The sequence below is a fragment of the Paludifilum halophilum genome (assembly GCF_002245355.1).
GTDB lineage: Bacteria > Bacillota > Bacilli > Thermoactinomycetales > DSM-45169 > Paludifilum > Paludifilum halophilum.
On the sequence record NZ_NOWF01000008.1, the window covers coordinates 19515 to 40185 of the forward strand.

The window sequence follows — 20671 nt, forward strand, 5'->3', positions numbered from 1 at the left end:
GTTGCCGCCTGGATTCTTCTCAGGGAAGCGGCTTTCATTCTCCGGAGTGACTCCGCCTTGACTCTTTGAAAGCTTTTTGCTGTATGGATTCGAGTCGACATTCCACTCCTCCTTCCTGGACCAGCGTCTTTTTAAAAGCAGTGACCGGTATTACATACCTATTTTAGGCAGCGGCCAAGGGACTTACTCCCTTGTAGAATCGTTCGCCAACCTCTCTTAGTCCCGAAGGCCTTCTTCGGCCCTTTTTCTTTTTTTAACCAGTTTCCATTTGCCAATCGGGGCGGGGATATGGACACACGGAACAATGGCAGGCCTCTTTGCATAAATATCTTCTTGTGGGCATGGTTTTGTGTCTGTGGAACCCATATGATAAACGGAGGTTGTAAAAATGGATGATTTCAAAAAAGATCTGCAAAAGTTGAGTCCTGACGAATTTAGAGAAGGTACAATGACACCTTGGGATAGCCAAGGTCCGTCCATGAATGTTTCCGATGATTGTCACCACTATCATTGCCACCATTGCCACCATTGTCATCATTGTCATACCTGGCATTGCCATCACTGCCATACGCACTGTCACACCTGGCATTGCCACAGGCGCTAACGAGTACCCCTCGGGGAACTTTGATCGGTTTTTAGGGGTGGTCGGGCTGGCAGGCCGTCTTTGATCTCTTGTAAAGACTGGGGGAGTAGAGCACTTTGCCGGAGCTTATGCTCCCCTGGTATGCAAAAGGATTTCCGCCGCCCTATCCCCTCCTCGACTCGGTTCCGGATCGGGTGCTTCCATGGGCACCCCCTGAACAGAGAACATTTTTGGCCCGCGGGGGTCTTTCTTTTTAAAATCAGGCATGAGGGATCGGAAGACGTACATAGGATATCAGAGTGGTGGAGGGCTGTGGAGGAACTCACGTGAGGAGGAGTGGACATGGGCCCTGTGAACCCTTCGATGCGTCCCAAAGTGAAAGGGGATACGTTTTTTCTGCCTGATCCAAAGGCAGGGGTGTATTTTCGGAACAACTCCGTCTCCTTCCGCATGGAAGGCCGGACGATCGATCAGTGGATGGAGAAACTGATCCCGATGTTCAACGGGGAGCATACGTTAGAGGATTTGACCGATGGATTGCCGGATCCCCACAGGAACCGGGTGTATGAAATTGTAAATCTATTGTACCAAAAAGGTTTTATTCGGGATGTCAGCCAAGACCGTCCTCATCAATTGCCGGATGCTGTGCTTAAAAAGTACGCTTCCCAAATCGAATGTTTGGATCACTGGAAAGGGTCAGGGGCATACCGGTTTCAGTCCTATCGTCAGGCCAATGTGTTGGCGGTCGGTTCCGGCCCTTTTTTTGTTTCCTTGGTTGCGGCTTTGTTGGAATCCGGATTGCCCAAGGTCCACCTGTTGGTGCTGGACTCCGTGCCGACTCACCGACAGCGGTTGGCGGAATTGGCGGCTCATGCTCGCAGAACGGATCCGGAGGTAGCGCTGGAGGAGGTGACTTTGAAGAAGTCGGGTTCCTGGCGGGAGACGGTGCGGCCCTTTGACTCGGTTCTGTATGTGTCCCAGGAGGGGGATCTTGAGGAACTGCGGGTTCTTGATGCCGTTTGCCGGGAGGAGAGAAAAGTGTTCATCCCCGCCGTGTGTCTGTGTCAGGCGGGTTTGGCGGGTCCGGTGATCCACCCGGATTCTGAGGGGCGTTGGGAATCGGCCTGGCGCCGGATTCATCGGACCGCCCTTTGCAAAGATCCGGAGCTTCACACCTTCTCCTCCACAGCGGGAGCGATCTTGGCGAATGGGATCGTGTTTGAATGGTTCAAAACGGTGACCGGCGTCATGGAACCGAAACACCATCATCGATTTTTCCTGCTCGATCTGGAGACGCTGGAAGGAGACTGGCATACTTTTATTCCTCATCCGCTGGCGGCAGGATCGATCAGAGCGGAATGGGTTCAGGATCTCGATTCTCTTCTCAAAGGATCTGACCAAAGGGAATCCAAGGAATTATTTCCCGCTTTCCGCCTGTTGACATCCGTGGAGTCAGGGATTTTCCATCGCTGGGAGGAGGGGGATTTGAAGCAGCTTCCCTTGGCCCAGTGCCGCGTTCAAGTGGCGGATCCATTGTCGGAAGGACCGGCTGAGCTGTTGCCGGATCAGATCTGTACCGGTCTGACCCATGAGGAAGCGCGGCGGGAAGCAGGGCTGGCCGGTTTGGAAACGTATGCATCCCGGTTGGCTGAGCCGCTTTTACAGGGCTTGGTGGAACAACAGGAGTGGTTCGGAGTCGGAGCGGGACAAACGAGCGCCGAAGGCATCTGCCGTGGCTTGCAAAAGTGTTTGGACGGGGAGCTCTGCCGACGGCAGACAGATCCAACGGTTTCTGTTTTCCGGGTACCGTTCCATCATGTTGAAGATGAGCGTTGCCGATTTTATCTCCGGTCATTGACCGCGATACAGGGCGAACCGGTGATCGCTCTTGGAAAGGAAGTATTCGGATTTCCTGTCGTGTGGGTCGGCACCGGTGGCCGTTGGTACGGTCATGCCGGATTGAATCAGATCATGGCATTGCGGCAGGCACTGCAACAGGCGCTGTCCAAGGTACAAAATCCGGATGCGGACTTGCCTGCGCAAGCATTGGAAAACGGAAAGGTTCTTTTGGAAGAAAAGGATTCGCCAACCCTCACGATTCCCGTATCTCAAGAGGTAAGGCATACGGAAGTTTTGCGGTCTGCCATACAGGTCTTGAAACATCACCGCAAACGGCTGTGGGTAGTTGATTTGGCCTTGGAACAGTTTTTGAAAAAAAAACTGGGAGGCGTGTTCGGCGTGTTGCTACGAGAGGAGGAATCCTGGTGAGTGCTGTCGTGGCTGTAGTCGGAGAGGGGCTGTTGGCGGACTTTGTGTACAAAGAACTCTCCCTCCAATACTCGGTCCTTCGCTGGACCGATTGCCGAGCGTCGGACACGGAAATGGCGGACCTCGCTCTGGTGTTGCAGGATGTCTGGGACCCTGCCCTTCATTACCAAGCGGAAGAGGTGTTTCCGACGGCCGGCATTCCTTGGTTACGCGGCTTTATTTTCTTGGGTGAAGGCGTAGTCGGGCCCTTGGTTCGTCCGGGTACACCGGGGTGTTCCCGGTGCGCGGATACACGACGGCTGATGGCGGGACCCGACCGCCAAGAGATGGGGCGATTGCAACAGAGGTTGGAGTCTGAGGGAGGGATCTCCCGTGACCCCTGGGCTTCCCGCAACAGCCTTTTGCAGATGGCTCACTTGCTTGCGTCGGAGGCGGAAAGGGTGTTGCAGGGCAGGCGGGCTCACTTGGAAAGCCGGGTTTTTTTGATCCACCTAAAAACACTGAAAAGCTCCCGTCACCTCTTTTTAGCCGATCCCCTTTGTTCCGTATGCGGCGGACTGCCCGATGATTCGCCGGCGGCGGCCCGGATTTCACTCCAACCCCGTCCGAAAATCAGTGCCGATCGTTATCGCTGCCGCTCGCTCAATGATCTGAAGGATGTTTTGGTGCAAGACTATCTGGATCACCGGACCGGCCTTTTAAATGGGAAAATGCATGACCTCGCCTCCATCTTTGCGGATGCGGGTGTCAATCTGCCGATGTTTGCGGCGGATGAGGGAGCGGGTGGTCGGTCGCACTCCTATACGGAAAGCGAGTTAACGGCTATTCTGGAGGGGCTGGAACGCTACTGCGGTCTGGAACCCCAGGGCAAACGAACGGTGATCCATGACAGTTTCCATAACCAGTCGGATCAAGCGCTCGACCCTCTTCAGGTCGGCGTGCATACAAAGGAACAGTACAGGCGGCCGGATTTTCCCTTTCGGCCTTTTGATCCGGACCGGCCGATCGATTGGGTGTGGGGTTACTCCTTGTTGCAGGAGCGCCCCCTGCTGGTTCCGCAGTCCCTCGCCTACTACGGCCCGGGTTGCGGGGAGAGCTTTGTCTTTGAGACTTCCAACGGATGCGCTCTGGGCGGGAGTTTGGAAGAAGCCATTTTCTACGGCCTTCTGGAAGTGGTGGAACGCGATTCCTTCCTGATGACGTGGTACGGCCGTTTGCCGGTTCCGAGATTGGACTGGAGATTTGCGGGTGATACGGAATTGGAGTTGATGGTGGAGCGTCTGCAGGCGGTAACGGGATATGATCTTTATCTGTTTAACACGACCATGGAACACGGGATTCCCAGTGTCTGGGCATTGGCAAAGAATAGAAAGTCAAAGGGGGCCCGCCTCATCTGTGCCGCCGGAGCCCATCCGGACCCGGTGAAGGCGGTCAAAAGTGCGATTCATGAATTGTCCGGCACGATGCAGATGTTGAACAAGAAATGGGAGGCGAACCGGGAGAAGGCGGAACCGATGCTTCGTGATCCGTCCCTGGTGCGGCAGATGGAGGACCATTCCATGCTGTACAGTCTACCTCAGGCTCAGGATCGACTGCATTTTTTGCTGGATGAAAATCGTCCGTTGCGAAGGTTTGATGAGGCGTTTCAGCGGCAGGCGGGGCATGCCGATCTCACCGAAGATCTGAAAGATCTGCTTCGGGTTTTTCGTCGATTGAACCTGGATCTGATCGCCGTGGACCAGACGGCACCGGAAATGAGTCGAAACCGACTCTTTTGCGTCAAAGTGCTGATCCCCGGCATGTTGCCCATGACATTCGGACATGACTTGACCCGGCTGGAAGGACTGGAGAGGGTGTTCCGAGTGCCGATGGAACTGGGGTATGTAAAACAACCGCTGACGCTGGACCAGCTCAATCCACATCCGCATCCGTTTCCATAAGCCTGCGACCGGGAGGGAAAAGGGGATGAACTTGGATGCGTTTCTGCATCATCTTCATTTTGAGATGGATAAGGTCCAGCCGCCGGACTGGGAGGTGGATTGGGAAGACGCTCCCTTGACCTATAAGCTCTACCGGGGCTTGCCTGTAATTCCGCTTTCTTCGGAAGTGCCGTTGACCCTCGAAGGACGGGAAACATCCGTCAAGCCCGATCTTCGTAACATCGGCCATTTTCTCTGGTATGGATTCGGGCTTTCCCAATACTTTCAGACGGTTCTTTCTTCGGATTCGACGGAACCAGGGGAACTGATGCAGTCGTACCGGCGGTTGATCCCCTCCGGCGGGGCACTGTATCCGAATGAATTGTATGTGTATGTGAACATGAAGGGGCTCCCTGCCGGGATCTACCATTATGATGCGGCCCATCACCGTTTGGTGTTGTTGCGGGAAGGTGATTTTGATTCCTATGTGACTCGGGCCCTCGGCAATCGTTGTAATGTGTCGTCCGGTTTTGGGACGGTTTTTGTGTCAACCGTGTTTTGGAAAAATTTTTTTAAGTACCACAACTTCGTCTACCGGCTGCAGGGTCTGGATACCGGGGTGTTGATCGCACAGTTGCTGGAAGTGGTAAAGCGGTTTGGGTTTTCCTCAGGGGTCTGCTTCCAATTTCTCGATCGAGCCGTTCATCATCTGCTGGGGCTGGCCGAAAGGGAGGAGAGTGTGTATGCCGTTGTTCCACTGTCCGTGGACCCCGGGATAACTTGGTTAGGCGAGGGGAATATCGAAGAAGAGAATGTTTCTGCCGCTGAATTGTGCCGGGAATTAGAAGCGATCCGGCCGGATTCCTCCATCCGGTCGAAGAGAGTCCGGGAGTATCCGATGCTGATCCGGATGAACCGGGCTTCTATGTTGGAATCTTCGGAGGCATTTCGGCGGATCCAAGGAGAGAAAAAGGCAGGTCGGGGTGAAGCGTTGGCTTTGCCCCGGGTGAATCGGAGGTCTTATGATCTGGCCTCGGTTTGCCGAAAGCGGGTTTCACCCGGGCCGAACTTCGTTTTGGGCAAGGTGAGTTCATGGCAATTGAGCGTGCTGTTACAGGAAGCGATGGCTTCCTTTGCATATCGGAATGATTTGGATGGGGGGCAGGAGAAGGTCAGCCCCCGTGTCTCACTGGTCGGCTGTTTGTATGGGATTGAGGGTATTCCCGATGGCGCTTATTCTTATGACAGCACAGCCCATGCCTTGCGGCGGATACGCTCCGGAGATCATCGGCATTGGCTGCAACGGGGAATGTTTCTGCACCATGTCAACCTGTTCCAAGTACCGATCTGTCTGCATGTTATTGGAGACCGGAATCATCTCACAGGGGCACTGGGGTATCGGGGATATCGGATCCAACAGATGGAGGCGGGGATGCTGGTGCAGTGTTTGCTGCTGGCGGCCGGTACTGTCGGACTGGGAGGGCATCCTCTTCTCGGTTTTGATGCGGGTTCCTGTGATCAAATTTACCGGATCGACACCCGGGGAAAAACCAGCCTGATCCAAATCCCGGTGGGTCCCTACCGTTTTCCCGCCCGGTTGGAAGGAGGACTGCATGGTTGACCGGGGTTGAAAGAGAAACAGGCGAGCTTTCACCCGCCTGTCCATGCCGCCGATGGATCACGGTCGATTTAAGGATCCAGTTTCGGAAGATCAGGGATGGTCTGACTGCAGTCTCCCTTTAGCGGCAGGTTGCGGCAAACGTATTGGCCGGCGCTGTTTTCAGTCGCCGCTCCCGAGGGGGCAGGCTGGTGGACACGCTGCTTCCAGAGTTGCCAGAGCATAAAGCCGTCAGAGGATTTCCCTTTGTTCTTGATGTATTTAACCATGGTCTCGACATTGTAGTACTTCGAAGCGATGTTGTTCTCACCGGTGAGCATTTCATCATCATACACCGTACCGGGAGGTGCATCGACTTCAAGAATTGCTCCACCGGCACCTTCCGGGGCGATTTCCATCCCCATATGGATCGGGCCGTCATAGATGGCGCGGTAAGATTCGTACCCTTCGCGCGGGTCATAGTAATCGCCGGCGTCATAGGACATCAGGTTGATAAAGTCGATCTTGTCGCCGTGGTCTTTCACGACGCGGTACATCGTCCCGCCGTAAGGAGAACCCCACTGTACTTTTCCCTCTTCAAAGGGCGTACCTTTGACATAATAAGCACCCGTCGACCAGCCGGCGATGGAGATGCCCAGGTCCACCCCGCGGGAATGGATCTCGTTGTAAAGGCTGGTGATAATCCCGGCGATTTCATCGTCTTTGGTACAGCTGAACTGATCGGCCTCAAGCTTATTACAACGGCTGCCGCTGGACTCCCAGTCAATATCGACACCGGATGCGCCTAAGTCAACGGCCAGGTCGATCACGCGCGAGGCATTGAAGTTCTCCCACTGACTGCCTTGGCTGTACGCCCAGCCGCCGACGGAGACCCAGACTTCGGTGCCGCGTTCCTTCAGTGCTGCGATCTGGTCGCGAAGGTCTTGTGCTTCTTCAGGGGTGAATTTCTTCTGTCCGTTGTTCGTTGTCGCACCTTCCACAAATTCAAAGCCGGCTACCTCTTGGTCAAAGTCGTAGGCGCCTTTTTGGTAGTCTGTATCCGGCTTGGCAAAAGCCATATTCAAATGAGTAATATAATTGGGGATATTTTTGAGCTGCAAATCGTAGATACTCGTGTTCCACGAACTTGCGTAGGCGACGTAACTTCGCGTGCTTTCCTCCGAGTCGCCGGGTTCAGTTTTCGCGCTCACTTGGTTACTTGCCTCGGAAACATTTCCGGCGGCGTCTTTTGCTTTAACGGTGAAGGTATAGGTTTTTTCCGATGCTAATCCCTTCACTTCCGCTGTCGTGCCGGTGACGCTTGCGGCGAGAGTGTCCCCGCGATAGACGTCGTACCCTGTCACACCGACGTTATCGGTTGATGCTGACCAGGAAAGAGAGACACTGGAGCTGGTGGTTCCCGTAACCGTCAAATCAGCGGGAGCGGAAGGCGATTCCGAATCGTCAACACCGCTGTCGCAGTCTTTGATGTATTTCCAGGGACCCCATTGGTCGTTTGGGTCGGGTTGTTCTCCTCTTGTCCACCATTTTGCCTCATAAACTTTACCGTCATAGGAAACGCGATCTCCTCCGCTATAGGCCGTCGACTCATTCCATTCCGGTTCTTCACAGGTTGCGGTACTGTCGGTTGCAGCGGTTACAATCGCCGGATGGCTCAGGGCCGGAATCATACTGAAAACCAGTATGGCGGTGAGAGATGCGGCCAGCGCCTTTCGTTTTCCTTTTCTTCGGATTTTCATCAATTCCTCTCCTTTACAAAGATTCTCACCCGGATGAAAACCCCACGATCCATCTAGTGATGGAATATTCGATTTATTCGTAGTTTACTATACGATGGTGATATTGTCTATACCAATATAAAAACAACCCGATGCTATATGATATAAAAAAACACCCCAAAGGGTGATGTCTAAAAAAGGGTGAATGTAGAGTCTTAAGTCTCATAAGAGAGTGGAAAAAGGGGGGAGCTCAAAGACGGAGTCGGTGCGGGAGCTGGGGCCGGTGTCGGCGTGGGTGTAGGGGCTGGAACCCGATTTGGATTGTAGCAGTCGTGATCATAGCCCACCCAATACCACATGATTCTACAGGCCTCTGTACAGTGATCAAACGCTTTGTACATGTGATAAGGATCCATCCTGTATGGGTTCCCGGTCCACCTGTAAGTCATGTCGGTTCTCTCCTTTTTAAGCGAATAGGGGGCAGGGATTCATGGAGTATTGTATGTTTTGAAATCGGCATCGGTACCCGAGTTGTTGCTTGTATTCAATCGAACAGCTCTTTCCATAGGTGGATGGCGTAATTTTTCGCTTGTGAAAATGTCACGCGAGCCGGCATCGGTGCTTCCCCGGGATCTACCAACACATCGATGATGGAGGGTTTTTTCAAGGAGAAGGCTTGTTGGAGCGCTCGGTCCAATTCGTCCCGGGTCTTGACCCGGAATCCGAGTCCGCCGCAGTCTTGGGCATAGCGGGCGAAATCAGGATTGGTCAGATCCGTTCCGAAATCGGCATTGCCCATGGCCGCCTGTTCAAAATGAATCATGGCGATCTTCTCGTTATTTAACACAATCACGACAATCGGGAGATCGTACTTCACTGCTGTTACGAAATCCGACAAGAGCATCGCGAACCCGCCGTCTCCCACCACAGCTACAACCTGACGGTCGGGGTAGGCCAGCTTTCCGGCGATTGCACCGGGAAGCCCACACCCCAGTGTCGCCAGCCAGCTGGAAATGATGAACGTTTGATTGCGAAGGATGAAATTTCGTGCCATCCAGACGGTGACGTTTCCCACATCACAGGAGATAACGGCGTTGTCGTCGAGTCCTTTTTGCAATGCCACCGGGACGGTCTGGGGACGGAGAGGGGTACGGTCGCTCAGTCCCTGTTCCTTCATTTTTTTCAGCCATTCCTTCATTTCTTCCTGATACTTTTCCAGAAAAACCGAGTCATCCCGAGCCGTCAACCGTTCCGTCAGTTTTCGCATCGTATAGCCGGCGTCCCCTGCAAGACCGACATCCACCGGATAGCGCTTGCCGATCTGCGCCGGGTTGGTGTCAATCTGAACCGTTTTTGCTTCATCGGGGAGGAACCCGGTAAAGGGAAAAGAAGTACCGATCATGACCAGTGTCTCCGCTTCGCGCATGGCGTAATAGGCTGGTTTGGTCCCCAGCAGACCCAGGCCGCCGAGACAGTATTTATGGTCGTCGGGAATGGCCCCTTTTCCCGGAAGTGACAGGATGATCGGTGCCTTCAGCTTTTTTGCAAAGCCCAATAGTTCCTCCCGGGCTCCGTGTGTGCCTCGCCCGGCCAGTATGACCGTCTTCCGAGGTTCCGACAAGACCTCCAATGCCCGCTCCAGGTCCTCGTCCTTCGGCAGGATCTCGGAACGGACGGAAATGGAGTTGGTGATCCGCGCTTCCTGCTTGACCTTCATCCGGGGAATGTCGTCGGGGATGCTCAAGTGGGCGACCTGCTTATGGGTGACCGCCATGCGGAAGGCTTGATTGGCGACAGAGGGAAGTTGTTCAGCGGACATGATCCGCTGGTTATAGATGGCCACATCGTCAAACAGCCGCTCCAGATTCACCTCCTGGAAGAAACCCGTTCCCATCAGGTCCGTCTCCACCTGTCCCGTGATCGCCAGAACCGGTGCGCCGTCCAATTTTGCGTCATAAAGGCCGTTAAGCAGATGAATCGCACCGGGGCCGGCGATCCCCATGCAAACACCCACCTTTCCCGTCAGCTTCGCGTAGGAGGCGGCGGCGAGAGCCCCCGCCTCTTCGTGCCGAACCTGGATGAACTGGATTTTTTCGTGTTTGCGTAACGGCTCCATCAGCGAGTTGATTGAATCTCCCGGCATGCCGAAAACGTATTCCACGCCCCAATCGACCAAAATATCCATCAGTGCTTCTCCGGCTGATTTCCCCTTCAAAGCGGATGCCCCCCTTATCCTCATTTCGGACCCGGCTGAGATGGCAACTACCATTCGCGATGTTTGATCGGTTCGTTGCCAGTCGATGGTTGTCTCAAATCAGGACTTCATCACACCGGGTCTTTCATGAATGATCCCCGAAAGAGAGTTTCATCATTCATGAAGGGCTCGACACAATAAGAGATTTTGGGAGGCCTCGATGAAAGGCAATTCAGATCCCATGAAACCACTGCAAGTGCTATGTTCTAATTATCTATTGCGGCAGGGTGATTTTGATTTTTCCTTTTCCTTACAGGCGGGACAGTCCGCCATGTTTGAGCCTCATTCCCCTTTCGTCAGGGCCTGTCTAATTATTCACGATAACGGGGTGCGGGCCGATATCCGATTTCGCGCGGGTAAACGCCACCACGCTGGAAATCGGTGCCCAGCTACTTTTGGCGATTGACCAGACACGCCTAGACGCATTGTGACAAAGCTCCTGTTCGGGAGGGTGGGGTTCACACGGAGTGCCTTTGGCTCGTCAGAACAACGAAACGGAGTGTGGAACCCCACTCCGACTCACCAAGGATGTGCTAAAAATCCAACGCTTCTAGTGGATATTCCGTTTTTTGAACCGTCCACCTTTTACATCGTGGATATCTCCGATCGCCAGAAACGCTCCCGGGTCGATATCGTCCACGATCGTTTTCAGTTTGGCCTCTTCCAGACGGGTGACGATGCAGAAGACCACTTTTTTGGCGTCGCCGGTGTAGGCTCCCTCTCCGTGAAGGTAAGTCACGCCCCGGCCTAAACGATGGAGAATCGCATCTCCCAGCTCGTGATCCTTTTCGCTGATGATCCATACGGATTTGGTTTCATCAAAACCTTCTATCGTGATATCGATCATCTTAAAGGCGATAAAGTAGGCGATCAGGGAGTACATGGCTTGTTCCCACCCGAAGACGAATCCGGCGCTTCCCAGGATGAACAGGTTAAAGAACATCACGGTTTCCCCGACGGATAACGGAAGTTTTTTATTGAGGAGGATGGCCAGCGCTTCGGTACCGTCCAATGCGCCGCCGTATCGGATAACCAGTCCAACTCCGATTCCGAGGACGATTCCGCCAAAAACAGAAGCCAATAGGGGGTCATCAGTCAAAACCGGGACCGGATGCAATAAAAAGGTGCCGATCGATAAAATCGTCACTCCGTACAGGCTGGATACCGCAAAGGTTTTCCCGATCTGTTTGTAACCGAGGAAGAAAAAGGGGAGGTTGAGCAGGAATAAGAAGATACCCAGGTTGATGCCGCTGAGATGGGAAAGAATGATGGAAACACCGACAATTCCGCCATCTATGACTTTGTTGGGGACAAGAAAGATTTCCAGACCCACGGCGACAAAAGTCGCTCCCAAAAACATCAGAATGGCATGCTTCAGTAACTTCGTTTTGGTTAATTTTTTATGTTTCAAGGATTTTCTCCGCTCCCGTTTCATGAGGTCCTTGATTTTTTCCTTTTTATCAGTATATCACAACCCCGATTTCCTCGCCGAGCGCAAAAAAAGGACTCCCTTTTACGGAAGTCCTTACTGTGTAGTATAAAAGTTTCGTTACTGCATTTGGTTTTGTTGGGCTCCCGGCTGTTGACCGCCCATCTGTTGTTGACCTTGCTGGGCTCCCGCTTGCTGTCCGCCCATTTGACCGCCCATCTGCTGGCCACCCATTTGGCCGCCGGCTTGTTGTTGACCGCCCATTTGTTGGCCACCCATCTGTTGACCCCCGGCCTGTCCCTGTTGGTTCATTTGATTCAACTGCTGTTGGGCTTGGCTGATGGCCTGATTCATTTGAGTTAAAGCCCGGTTGGATTGGACATATTGCATTCCCTGGTTCAGAATCTGGATCGCCTGTTGCAAGGATTGTTGCAATTGTTGATCCGCCTGACGCTGTTGTTGTTGGGCTTGGTTTGTAAATTGTTGAACCTGTTGCAACAGCTGGTTAAACTGTTGTCCTTGCTGTTGTTGCCCTTGTTGTTGCCCCTGTTGTGCGGTTTGTCCTTGTTTTTGCTGGTTGACCCTTTGTTCAATCTGACGCAATTGCTGTCTAAAATTGTTTAACTCCTTGGCGACCTCCGTGTCCGCTACAGATCGGGCGGTTGCCTCTACTTCTTTTCGGGTTCTTTCTTCCATTAAAAATGCCTCCTTAGCATCGGATGGGTTTCCGTTTATATCATCTCCGGCCCCTGTTTCGGTTATGATGGGTTCTTTATCCATATATTTCTTTTCGATGTATCGTCCACAAACGTCAAAATCCGGCCAAAGTTATAACAGAGAGGGGTTTTCCCGCCTTTTTTGTGAATTCAAATGACTTGGATTTATCGAGCAACTCATCTAGAATAGGTATACATGGTCGGTTGATCAACCCATTGATCTGAAAGCGCTTTCTACACTGGAGAAATCCCGATGATCGGAAGGTGTTTTTACATGGGAACTCCTCTTCGGGAACGAAGGAGGAACCGGGGCGGCTTCCGAAAAAGGGAAGAGCCGATGAAGACCGTGATGGATTTTTTGCGGGATCAGGGAATCGAGGTTCCTCACCTTTGTTATCATCCCAGTTTAGGTCCGATTCAGACCTGTGACCTCTGCCTGGTTTCCGCAGATGGGAAGCTTGTTCGAGCCTGCGCTGAGCCTTATCGGGAAGGAATGACCATCGAAACGGGCTCTGAAGCGGTGAAGGCGGTGCGAATGGAAGCGATGGACCGGATTTTATCCCAGCATGAACTGTATTGTACGGTCTGCGAAAATAACAATGGGAATTGTGAGATTCACAATACTGTCAAACAGATGAAGGTGGACCGTCAGAACCTTCCCTTTCAGGCCAAGTCTTATCCGGTGGATGACAGCCATCCCTTTTACCGGTACGATCCTGACCAGTGCATTCTGTGCGGGCGTTGTGTGGAAGCGTGTCAAAACCTTCAGGTGAACGAGACCTTATCGATCGACTGGGAGGCAAAAACACCCCGGGTCATCTGGGATGGCGGATCTTCCATCGATGAATCCTCCTGTGTTTCCTGCGGACACTGTGTAACGGTGTGTCCCTGTAATGCCCTAATGGAGAAGACCATGATCGGGGAGGCGGGTTTTCTGACGGGAATTCAGCCGGATACGCTCCGTTCCATGATTGAAATCACCAAAGAGGCGGAACCGGGTTACCGGGAATTGATCGCTGTGTCCGATATGGAGGAAAAGATGCGGAGAAAAGAAATCCGGCGGACCAAGACGGTTTGCACGTATTGCGGAGTCGGTTGCAGTTTCGATATCTGGACCAAGGGGCGGGATATTCTCAAGGTGGAGCCGCAGCCTGAAGCACCGGCCAACGGGATTTCTACCTGTGTGAAGGGGAAGTTCGGCTGGGATTTTATCAACAGTCCCAAACGGTTAACCCGGCCTCTGGTTCGCCGGGGAGAGCGTTTTTACGAGACGTCTTGGGAAGAAGCTCTTTCCCTGGCGGCCGAGAAATTCACCGAGGTGAAAGAAAGCGGCGGGCCGGACGCTCTCGGGTTTATCGCTTCCTCCAAGTGCACCAATGAAGAGGCGTATCTGATGCAGAAACTGGCCCGGTCCGTGATCGGGACCAACAATGTGGACAATTGTTCCCGTTATTGTCAAACTCCTGCCACCAAAGGCTTATTCCGCACCGTGGGATATGGGGGGGATGCCGGGTCGATCCGGGATATCGCCGAGGCGGATCTGGTGATCACGGTCGGATCCAACACCGCCGACTCTCATCCGGTTTTGGCCACGCGGATCAAACGGGCCCATAAATTGCACGGGCAGAAACTGGTGGTCGTCGACCTGCTGGAACACGAGATGGCGGAGCGTGCCGACTTGTTTCTCCGTCCCGAGTCATCCACGGATTTTGTCTGGCTGGCGGCGGTAACCCGGTATATCGTCGATCAGGGTTGGCACGATACGGTGTTTATTGAAGAGAGGGTCAACGGGTTGGACGACTATGTAGACAGCCTGAATCCCTTCACTTTGGATTACGCTGAATCGGTGACCGGGATTCCGCGGGAAAAATTGATCCGACTGGCTGAAATGCTCCGCGACGCCGATTCCACCTGCATTTTATGGGCGATGGGAGTCACTCAGCACACCGGCGGGAGCGATACCAGCACGGCGATCTCCAACCTGCTTTTGATTACCGGAAATTACGGGCGTCCGGGAACAGGAGCTTACCCCCTGCGAGGACATAACAATGTACAGGGTACCAGTGATTTCGGGGCTCTTCCCAATGTTTTTCCGGGTTATGAGTCGGTGGAGGATGAGTCGGTCCGCCGGCGCTATGAACGGGAGTGGGGGGGTGAATTGCCGAAAAAAGCCGGCTTGGACAATCATTCCATGCTGGATTCGATCCTGAAGGGAGGGATTCGTTCCCTCTACATCATCGGTGAGGACACGGCCTTCTCCGACTCCAACAGTCATCATGTTCAAGAAGCTTTTCGACAGTTGGATTTCATGGTGGTGCAGGATCTGTTCCTGACCAAAACCGCCCGGTTTGCCGATGTGGTTCTTCCGGCCAGTCCCAGCCTGGAAAAGGAGGGAACCTTCGTCAACACCGAACGGCGCGTCCAACGTTTATATCAAGCGATCGATCCCTTGGGAGATTCCCGTCCCGACTGGATTATTCTCCGGGATTTGGCCCGGCGATTGGGAGCCGATTGGCCTTATGACCATCCGGGAGCGGTGATGGCGGAGGCGGCAAAACTGGCTTCGATGTTCGCCGGTGTCACTTATGACCGGCTTGAGGGGTATAAAAGCCTGCAATGGCCGGTGGCTCCGGATGGAACAGACGCCCCTTTTCTGTATGCCGACGGATTTCCCACCTCCGACGGAAAAGCCCGCTTGGTTCCGATGCCTTGGACGGCTCCTCGGCGAACTGAAGGGGGCTATGATCTGCTTCTGAATAACGGGCGGATGTTGGAACACTTCCACGAGGGGAATATGACCTACCGTTCCCGGGGGATTCGGCATAAAGTTCCCTCTGCCTACGTCGAGGTGTCGACGGAGTTGGCCGCTGAGCGAGGGATTCGGGACGGGGCCCGAGTGAAGCTGGTTTCCCCATTCGGGGAAGAGACCGTGTATGCACTGGTGTCGAGCCGAGTGAGAAAGAAAGAATTGTATTTGTCGATTCATACCGATCAGGCATCGGTCAACACCCTGACCGGCAGCGATGTGGACCGGGCAACCCATACTCCGGCTTATAAGGAAGTCCATGTCCGGTTGGAAACATTGGATCGTGATCCGGTCTGTCCCCTGCCCGGACACCATCCCCGATATGGCCGTAAAAACCCTCAAACGGGGGTCGAGGTGGAGCGGAAATGGCAAAGGGAGGACTACGACTTTCCCAGGGGGAAAGGAGAGAGGAAAAATGGCCGCACCCATTGATCAGATCGTCCGGCAAAAGCGAACGGCTGAAGAGTCCCGACAGGAGGATTTGGAGGTTTTACTCCAAGCTTTGTCCGAAAACAAGGAAGCTCTCCTGGATGCTGTGGAAATTTTGGCCTGGCTTCGGGATCGAGGCATTCTCCGTTTGTTGAAAGGGTTTCTCTCCTCCGGGGAGGAGATATTGCGGGATGTGGTTCATCTCCTCAACACCCCGGAAGGGAAGCGAATACTGAGTAATATCACCCAGTCGGGAGTCCTTCTTTCAAAATTGGATTTGAGCCGGCTCTCTGTAGAATGGTCCGACTTGGATCGGGAAAAAAAGGGGTGGCGCGAGGTGATCAAGGAGGTCAGAGACCCGGAGGCGGTGACCGGTTTTCTCATGCTCTTGCAGATGATGAAAGGGCTGAGCCGCACGGCGGGTTCCGGACAGGACGAAGGCCGACACAAAGCGGGGGACCCGTCCGGTTAAAGGTGTTCCGTCCGGCTTTTCGGAAGCTCGACACCCCTTCGGGGGTCTTTTTTTCTTGATAAAGGATTCGGAGGAATTGCGGGTGATAGATGAATCTGTTTTCCCCATCATACCCCGATTCTGAGCGGCCCGCTTTTTGTGTTAAAATACGGAATGAAAGCGAACAAAGGAATCACCGAAAACTCGCTGCTATGTAGGAGGTATGGCGTTGTTTAAAAAGTGGTTCAAAAAGAGGAAGGATCAAAATGAACTCCAGATCCAGTCTCCTTTGAAAGGGAAAGCGGTTCCGCTGACGGAGGTGCCTGATCCGGTCTTCTCCGAAAAAATGATGGGGGATGGGGCCGCGGTCATTCCCGAGGAGGGGCGTCTCGTATCACCGATCGACGGGGAAGTGGTACAGTTGTTTCCCACCAATCATGCGGTCGGGATCCGTTCCGGGGAAGGGGTAGAAGTCCTTCTCCACATCGGTTTGGAAACCGTCGGTATGGAGGGGGAAGGGTTCAGTGCCCATGTCAAGGTCGGGGATCGGGTCAAGGCGGGTCAATCCTTGATCGATTTTTCCCTGGAAAAGGTGGAAGAGAAAGCGAAGAGCACCATCACCCCTGTCGTGATTACGAACATGGACCGCGTGGAAAAGATCGAACCCGTTTATACCGGGGAATCGCAGGCTTCCGGTGAAACGATGTTGCGGGTTTCTTTGAAAGAATAATCACCGGTTGACAATCACGTCTGAATTCCATATAGTTGATTAAAATCGAAAATGTTGCTCTTATCTAGAGAGGCGGAGGGACTGGCCCGATGAAGCCCGGCAACCTACCGCGCCCTTATGGTGCGGTGTGGTGCCAATTCCTGCAGAGGTGATCTCTGAAAGATGAGAGAGGCTTGTACGAGAACAACCTTTCATCGACAGAGATGAAAGGTTATTTATTTTTTAAAGGGATGATGGGAGATGGAGTCCACCTTGACACAAAAAATCCCAATCGAAAAACGCTTGCGGCAGAAAATTTTGATCCTGGACGGAGCCATGGGGACCCAGCTGCAACAGGCGAATCTGTCTCCGGAGGATTTTGGAGGTGAAGATTACGATGGTTGCAACGAGAATCTGAACCAGACCCGCCCCGATGTGATCCGCGGCATCCATGACAACTACCTGGCGGCGGGTGCCGATATCATCGAAACCAACACGTTTGGGGCGACCCGGATCGTACTTGCGGAATACGGTCTGCAAGAGAAAGCCCTGGAACTCAACCGGATCGCGGCGGAATTGGCCGTGGAATCAGCGCGGCGCTATTCCACGGAAGATTGGCCCCGCTATGCCGCAGGGGCTTTGGGTCCCACCACCAAGACCTTATCGGTGACAGGGGGGACTACGTTTGACGAATTGACCGATTCCTACCGCGAACAGGTCAAAGGACTGATCTTAGGCGGTGTGGATGCCCTCTTGATGGAAACGTCCCAGGATACGCTGAATGTGAAGGCGGCGGGGGTCGGGATTTGGCAGGCCTTTGAGGAGTTGGATACACAGCTTCCCCTTTTCATCTCCGGAACGATTGAACCAATGGGGACCATGCTGGGCGGTCAAAACGTGGAGGCTTTCTATCTGTCGATCCAACATTTGAATCCCTTGACCGTGGGATTAAACTGCGCTACCGGCCCTGAGTTTATGCGGGATCATCTTCGCACACTCTCCGGGATGGCCCAATGCGGGGTGAGTTGCTATCCCAATGCCGGCCTTCCCGACGAAGACGGGAATTATCACGAGACACCCGAAGGATTGGCCCAAAAGCTGGCCGGTTTCGCCGATCAGGGTTGGCTGAATATGGCCGGGGGCTGTTGCGGAACGACCCCGGAGCACATCCGGGCACTGGCTGAGGCTTTAAGGGGGAAAAAGCCGAGGGTGAATCAAGAGGCATCCCTGAACGCCGTTTCAGGAATCGAGCCCCTATACGTGGAGGCCGACAACCGGCCGATCATGGTCGGAGAACGGACGAATGTGATCGGTTCCAAGAAATTTCGCGAGTTGATCGCCGAAGAGAAATACGAAGATGCTTCCGAAATCGCCCGGCGCCAGGTGAAGCGGGGAGCTCAGGTGATCGATATCTGTCTGGCCGATCCGGACCGGGATGAAATGGAGGATATGGAGAAGTTCCTCCATTATGCCGTCAATAAGGTGAAGGTGCCCCTGATGGTCGACTCCACCGACCCCCTGGTGATTGAGAGGGCGCTCAAATACTCCCAGGGGAAGGCGATTATCAACTCGATCAATCTGGAGGACGGGGAGGAACGGTTTGCGGAAACGGCTCCCCTGATCCGGCGCTACGGCGCGGCGGTGGTAGTGGGAACGATCGATGAAGAAGGGATGGCCGTCACCGCTGACAAGAAGGTGGAAGTGGCGAAGCGTTCCTTTCACCTTTTGGTTGACCGATACGGGTTGTCCCCGGAAGATATTATTTTCGACCCCCTGGTGTTTCCGGTGGGAACCGGGGACCGAGCCTACATCGGTTCCGCAGAGGGGACGGTGGAAGGGATTCGTCGAATCAAGGAGCATTTTCCCCGGTGTTCGACTATCCTCGGCGTCTCCAATGTCTCCTTTGGCTTGCCCCTGGCGGGGCGGGAGGTACTGAACGCCGTCTACCTGTATCACTGCACTCGGGCTGGTTTGGATTACGCCATCGTCAATACAGAGAAGCTGGAGCGTTACGCTTCCATTCCCGAAGAGGAGCGCCGGATGGCGGAGGAGTTCCTATTCCGGACGAATGAGGACAACTATGATGAAGTGTTGCATTCCTTTGCCCGGTATTATCGGGGGAAAAAGTCGACGGTGTCCAAACAGCCGTCGGAAACCCTCCCGCTGGAGGAACGTCTCTCCCGTTATGTGGTGGAAGGGAGTAAGGACGGATTGATCGCCGACCTGGAAGAGGCCTTGACTCGATACACTCCCCTGGAGGTGATCAACGGTCCCCTGATGACGGGAATGGATGAAGTGGGCCGTTTGTTCAACGATAACCAGCTGATCGTTGCTGAGGTTCTGCAGAGTGCCGAAGTGATGAAAGCCTCTGTCGCTTTTTTGGAACCCCACATGGAAAAAACGGATGTGGAAACCAAGGGGAAAGTCTTGCTGGCGACGGTCAAAGGGGATGTCCACGATATCGGCAAGAACCTGGTGGAAATCATCTTATCCAACAACGGATACCAAGTGGTTAATCTGGGGATCAAAGTCCCGCCGGAACAGTTGATTGAGGCTTGCCGCCGGGAAAATCCCGATGTCGTCGGTCTGTCCGGACTTTTGGTCAAATCGGCCCAACAGATGGTCTTGACCGCTCAGGACCTGAAAGAAGCGGATATCGGAGTCCCGATTCTGGTTGGGGGAGCGGCGTTGACTCGCAAATTTACCGAACAGCGGATCGCTCCTCAATATAAGGGGCCGGTCCTTTACGCCAAGGATGCCATGAACGGTTTGGAATTGACCAATCGCCTTTCCGATACGGAAAAGCGGGCCTCATTGATCGAAGAGCTCCGCAAAAACCGGGAAGCGGCACTGCGAGCGAAGGAAAACAGCGGCAAACGGTCGGACCGGCAGCGGGAAGGCGGAGGTACCCGTACACCCGCCAAAAAACGATCCTCGATACGCAGGGATGCCCCGGTTTACCAACCGCCGGATTTCTCCCCGCACATTCTGCGGGACTATCCGGTCAGCTATCTGCGCCCCTATATCAACGAACAGATGCTTTTCGGCAAACATCTGGGAATGAAGGGGAACGTGGCCCAACTGTTTGAAGAAGGGGACGAAAAAGCGCTGAAGGTCAAAAGGGAGATGGATACTCTCATCGACGAATTGGTTCGGGAAAAGCGTATCCGGGCCGATGGGATGTATCGCTTTTTCCCGGCACAGTCCGACGGGGATTCCATCCGGGTCTATGATCCCGATTTCCCCGGTGAAAAGGTGCTGGAAACCTTCACCTTCCCCCGGCAGAGCAAGGAACCTTATCTCTGCCTGGCTGATTTCCTCCGAACGGCGAGCTCCGGAGTGATGGATTATGTCGGCTTTCTCGTGGTCAGCGCCGGTTCCGGAGTAAGGGAGATGTCCGAGAAGTGGAAAGAATCCGGTGACTACTTGCGTTCCCATATGGTGCAGTCTTTTGCTCTGGAGCTGGCGGAGTCCTTTGCCGAGCGGATGCATCATATGATGCGGGATGCTTGGGGCTTTCCGGACCCTCCGGAGATGACGATGAGACAGCGTTTTTCCGCCCGCTATCAGGGTGTTCGGGTTTCCTTCGGTTATCCGGCGTGTCCGGATCTGGAAGACCAGGCCAAACTGTTCCGTTTAATGCGTCCGGATACGATTGGTGTCCGGCTGACGGACGGATTCATGATGGAGCCGGAGGCTTCGGTATCGGCGATGGTCTTTTCCCATCCACAGGGACGGTATTTCAACGCGGTGTGAAAGGAGAGAGAACCG

At 53.9% G+C, this 20671-nt stretch carries 12 protein-coding genes and 1 riboswitch; of the genes, 8 read left to right on the forward strand and 4 right to left on the reverse strand.

Annotation, left to right across the window (positions count from 1 at the left end; translation table 11 throughout):
- The first annotated feature begins 388 nt into the window (after positions 1–388).
- The 4 genes from CHM34_RS20210 to CHM34_RS13130 all read left to right on the forward strand — a co-directional run bounded on the left by CHM34_RS20210 (position 389) and on the right by CHM34_RS13130 (position 6391).
- Positions 389–604 (forward strand): heterocycloanthracin/sonorensin family bacteriocin, encoded by a 216-nt coding sequence (locus CHM34_RS20210; RefSeq protein WP_094265077.1) that lies wholly within the window; start codon positions 389–391, stop codon positions 602–604.
- 321 nt (positions 605–925) lie between these two features.
- Positions 926–2851, forward strand: coding sequence for a putative thiazole-containing bacteriocin maturation protein (locus CHM34_RS13120; protein WP_094265078.1), 1926 nt, complete (start codon positions 926–928; stop codon positions 2849–2851).
- Entirely contained in the window at positions 2848–4791 is a 1944-nt protein-coding gene (locus tag CHM34_RS13125; protein WP_094265079.1) for a TOMM precursor leader peptide-binding protein, read from the forward strand. The genes CHM34_RS13120 and CHM34_RS13125 overlap by 4 nt, the downstream gene beginning before the upstream one ends.
- A 25-nt stretch (positions 4792–4816) precedes the next feature.
- On the forward strand, positions 4817–6391 hold the full coding sequence (locus CHM34_RS13130) for a SagB family peptide dehydrogenase (RefSeq protein WP_094265080.1): 1575 nt from the start codon (positions 4817–4819) through the stop codon (positions 6389–6391).
- Between the two features lie 68 nt (positions 6392–6459).
- On the opposite strand, the gene CHM34_RS13135 is transcribed toward CHM34_RS13130, so the two are convergent.
- The 4 genes from CHM34_RS13135 to CHM34_RS13150 form a co-directional block, all read right to left on the reverse strand.
- The gene (locus tag CHM34_RS13135) at positions 6460–8127 is read right to left on the reverse strand and encodes a glycosyl hydrolase family 18 protein (protein WP_094265081.1); all 1668 of its coding nucleotides are present in this window, start codon (positions 8125–8127) and stop codon (positions 6460–6462) included.
- 523 nt (positions 8128–8650) lie between these two features.
- A complete protein-coding gene (locus CHM34_RS13140) occupies positions 8651–10321 on the reverse strand; it encodes a pyruvate oxidase (RefSeq protein ID WP_094265082.1) in 1671 nt (556 codons plus the stop codon).
- 589 nt (positions 10322–10910) lie between these two features.
- A complete protein-coding gene (locus tag CHM34_RS13145; protein ID WP_439116334.1) occupies positions 10911–11720 on the reverse strand; it encodes a YitT family protein in 810 nt (269 codons plus the stop codon).
- 189 nt (positions 11721–11909) lie between these two features.
- Positions 11910–12485, reverse strand: coding sequence for a hypothetical protein (locus CHM34_RS13150; RefSeq protein ID WP_094265084.1), 576 nt, complete (start codon positions 12483–12485; stop codon positions 11910–11912).
- 357 nt (positions 12486–12842) lie between these two features.
- Between CHM34_RS13150 and fdhF the strand changes: the two genes are divergently transcribed.
- From fdhF to metH, 4 genes are all read left to right on the forward strand, one after another.
- Positions 12843–15743, forward strand: coding sequence for a formate dehydrogenase subunit alpha (gene fdhF / locus CHM34_RS13155; RefSeq protein ID WP_094265244.1), 2901 nt, complete (start codon positions 12843–12845; stop codon positions 15741–15743).
- Positions 15727–16212 carry a helical membrane plugin domain-containing protein gene (locus CHM34_RS13160; protein WP_094265085.1) on the forward strand — a complete coding sequence of 162 codons (486 nt, stop codon included), beginning with the start codon at positions 15727–15729 and terminating at the stop codon, positions 16210–16212. The genes fdhF and CHM34_RS13160 overlap by 17 nt, the downstream gene beginning before the upstream one ends.
- 208 nt (positions 16213–16420) lie before the next feature.
- Positions 16421–16921: a PTS sugar transporter subunit IIA gene (locus CHM34_RS13165; RefSeq protein WP_169713724.1), complete on the forward strand. Its 501-nt coding sequence runs from the start codon at positions 16421–16423 to the stop codon at positions 16919–16921.
- Positions 16922–16978: 57 nt separating this feature from the next.
- Positions 16979–17090, forward strand: a riboswitch (SAM riboswitch).
- A 71-nt stretch (positions 17091–17161) separates the two neighbouring features.
- On the forward strand, positions 17162–20656 hold the full coding sequence (metH, locus tag CHM34_RS13170; RefSeq protein ID WP_094265087.1) for a methionine synthase: 3495 nt from the start codon (positions 17162–17164) through the stop codon (positions 20654–20656).
- Positions 20657–20671: the final 15 nt, after the last annotated feature.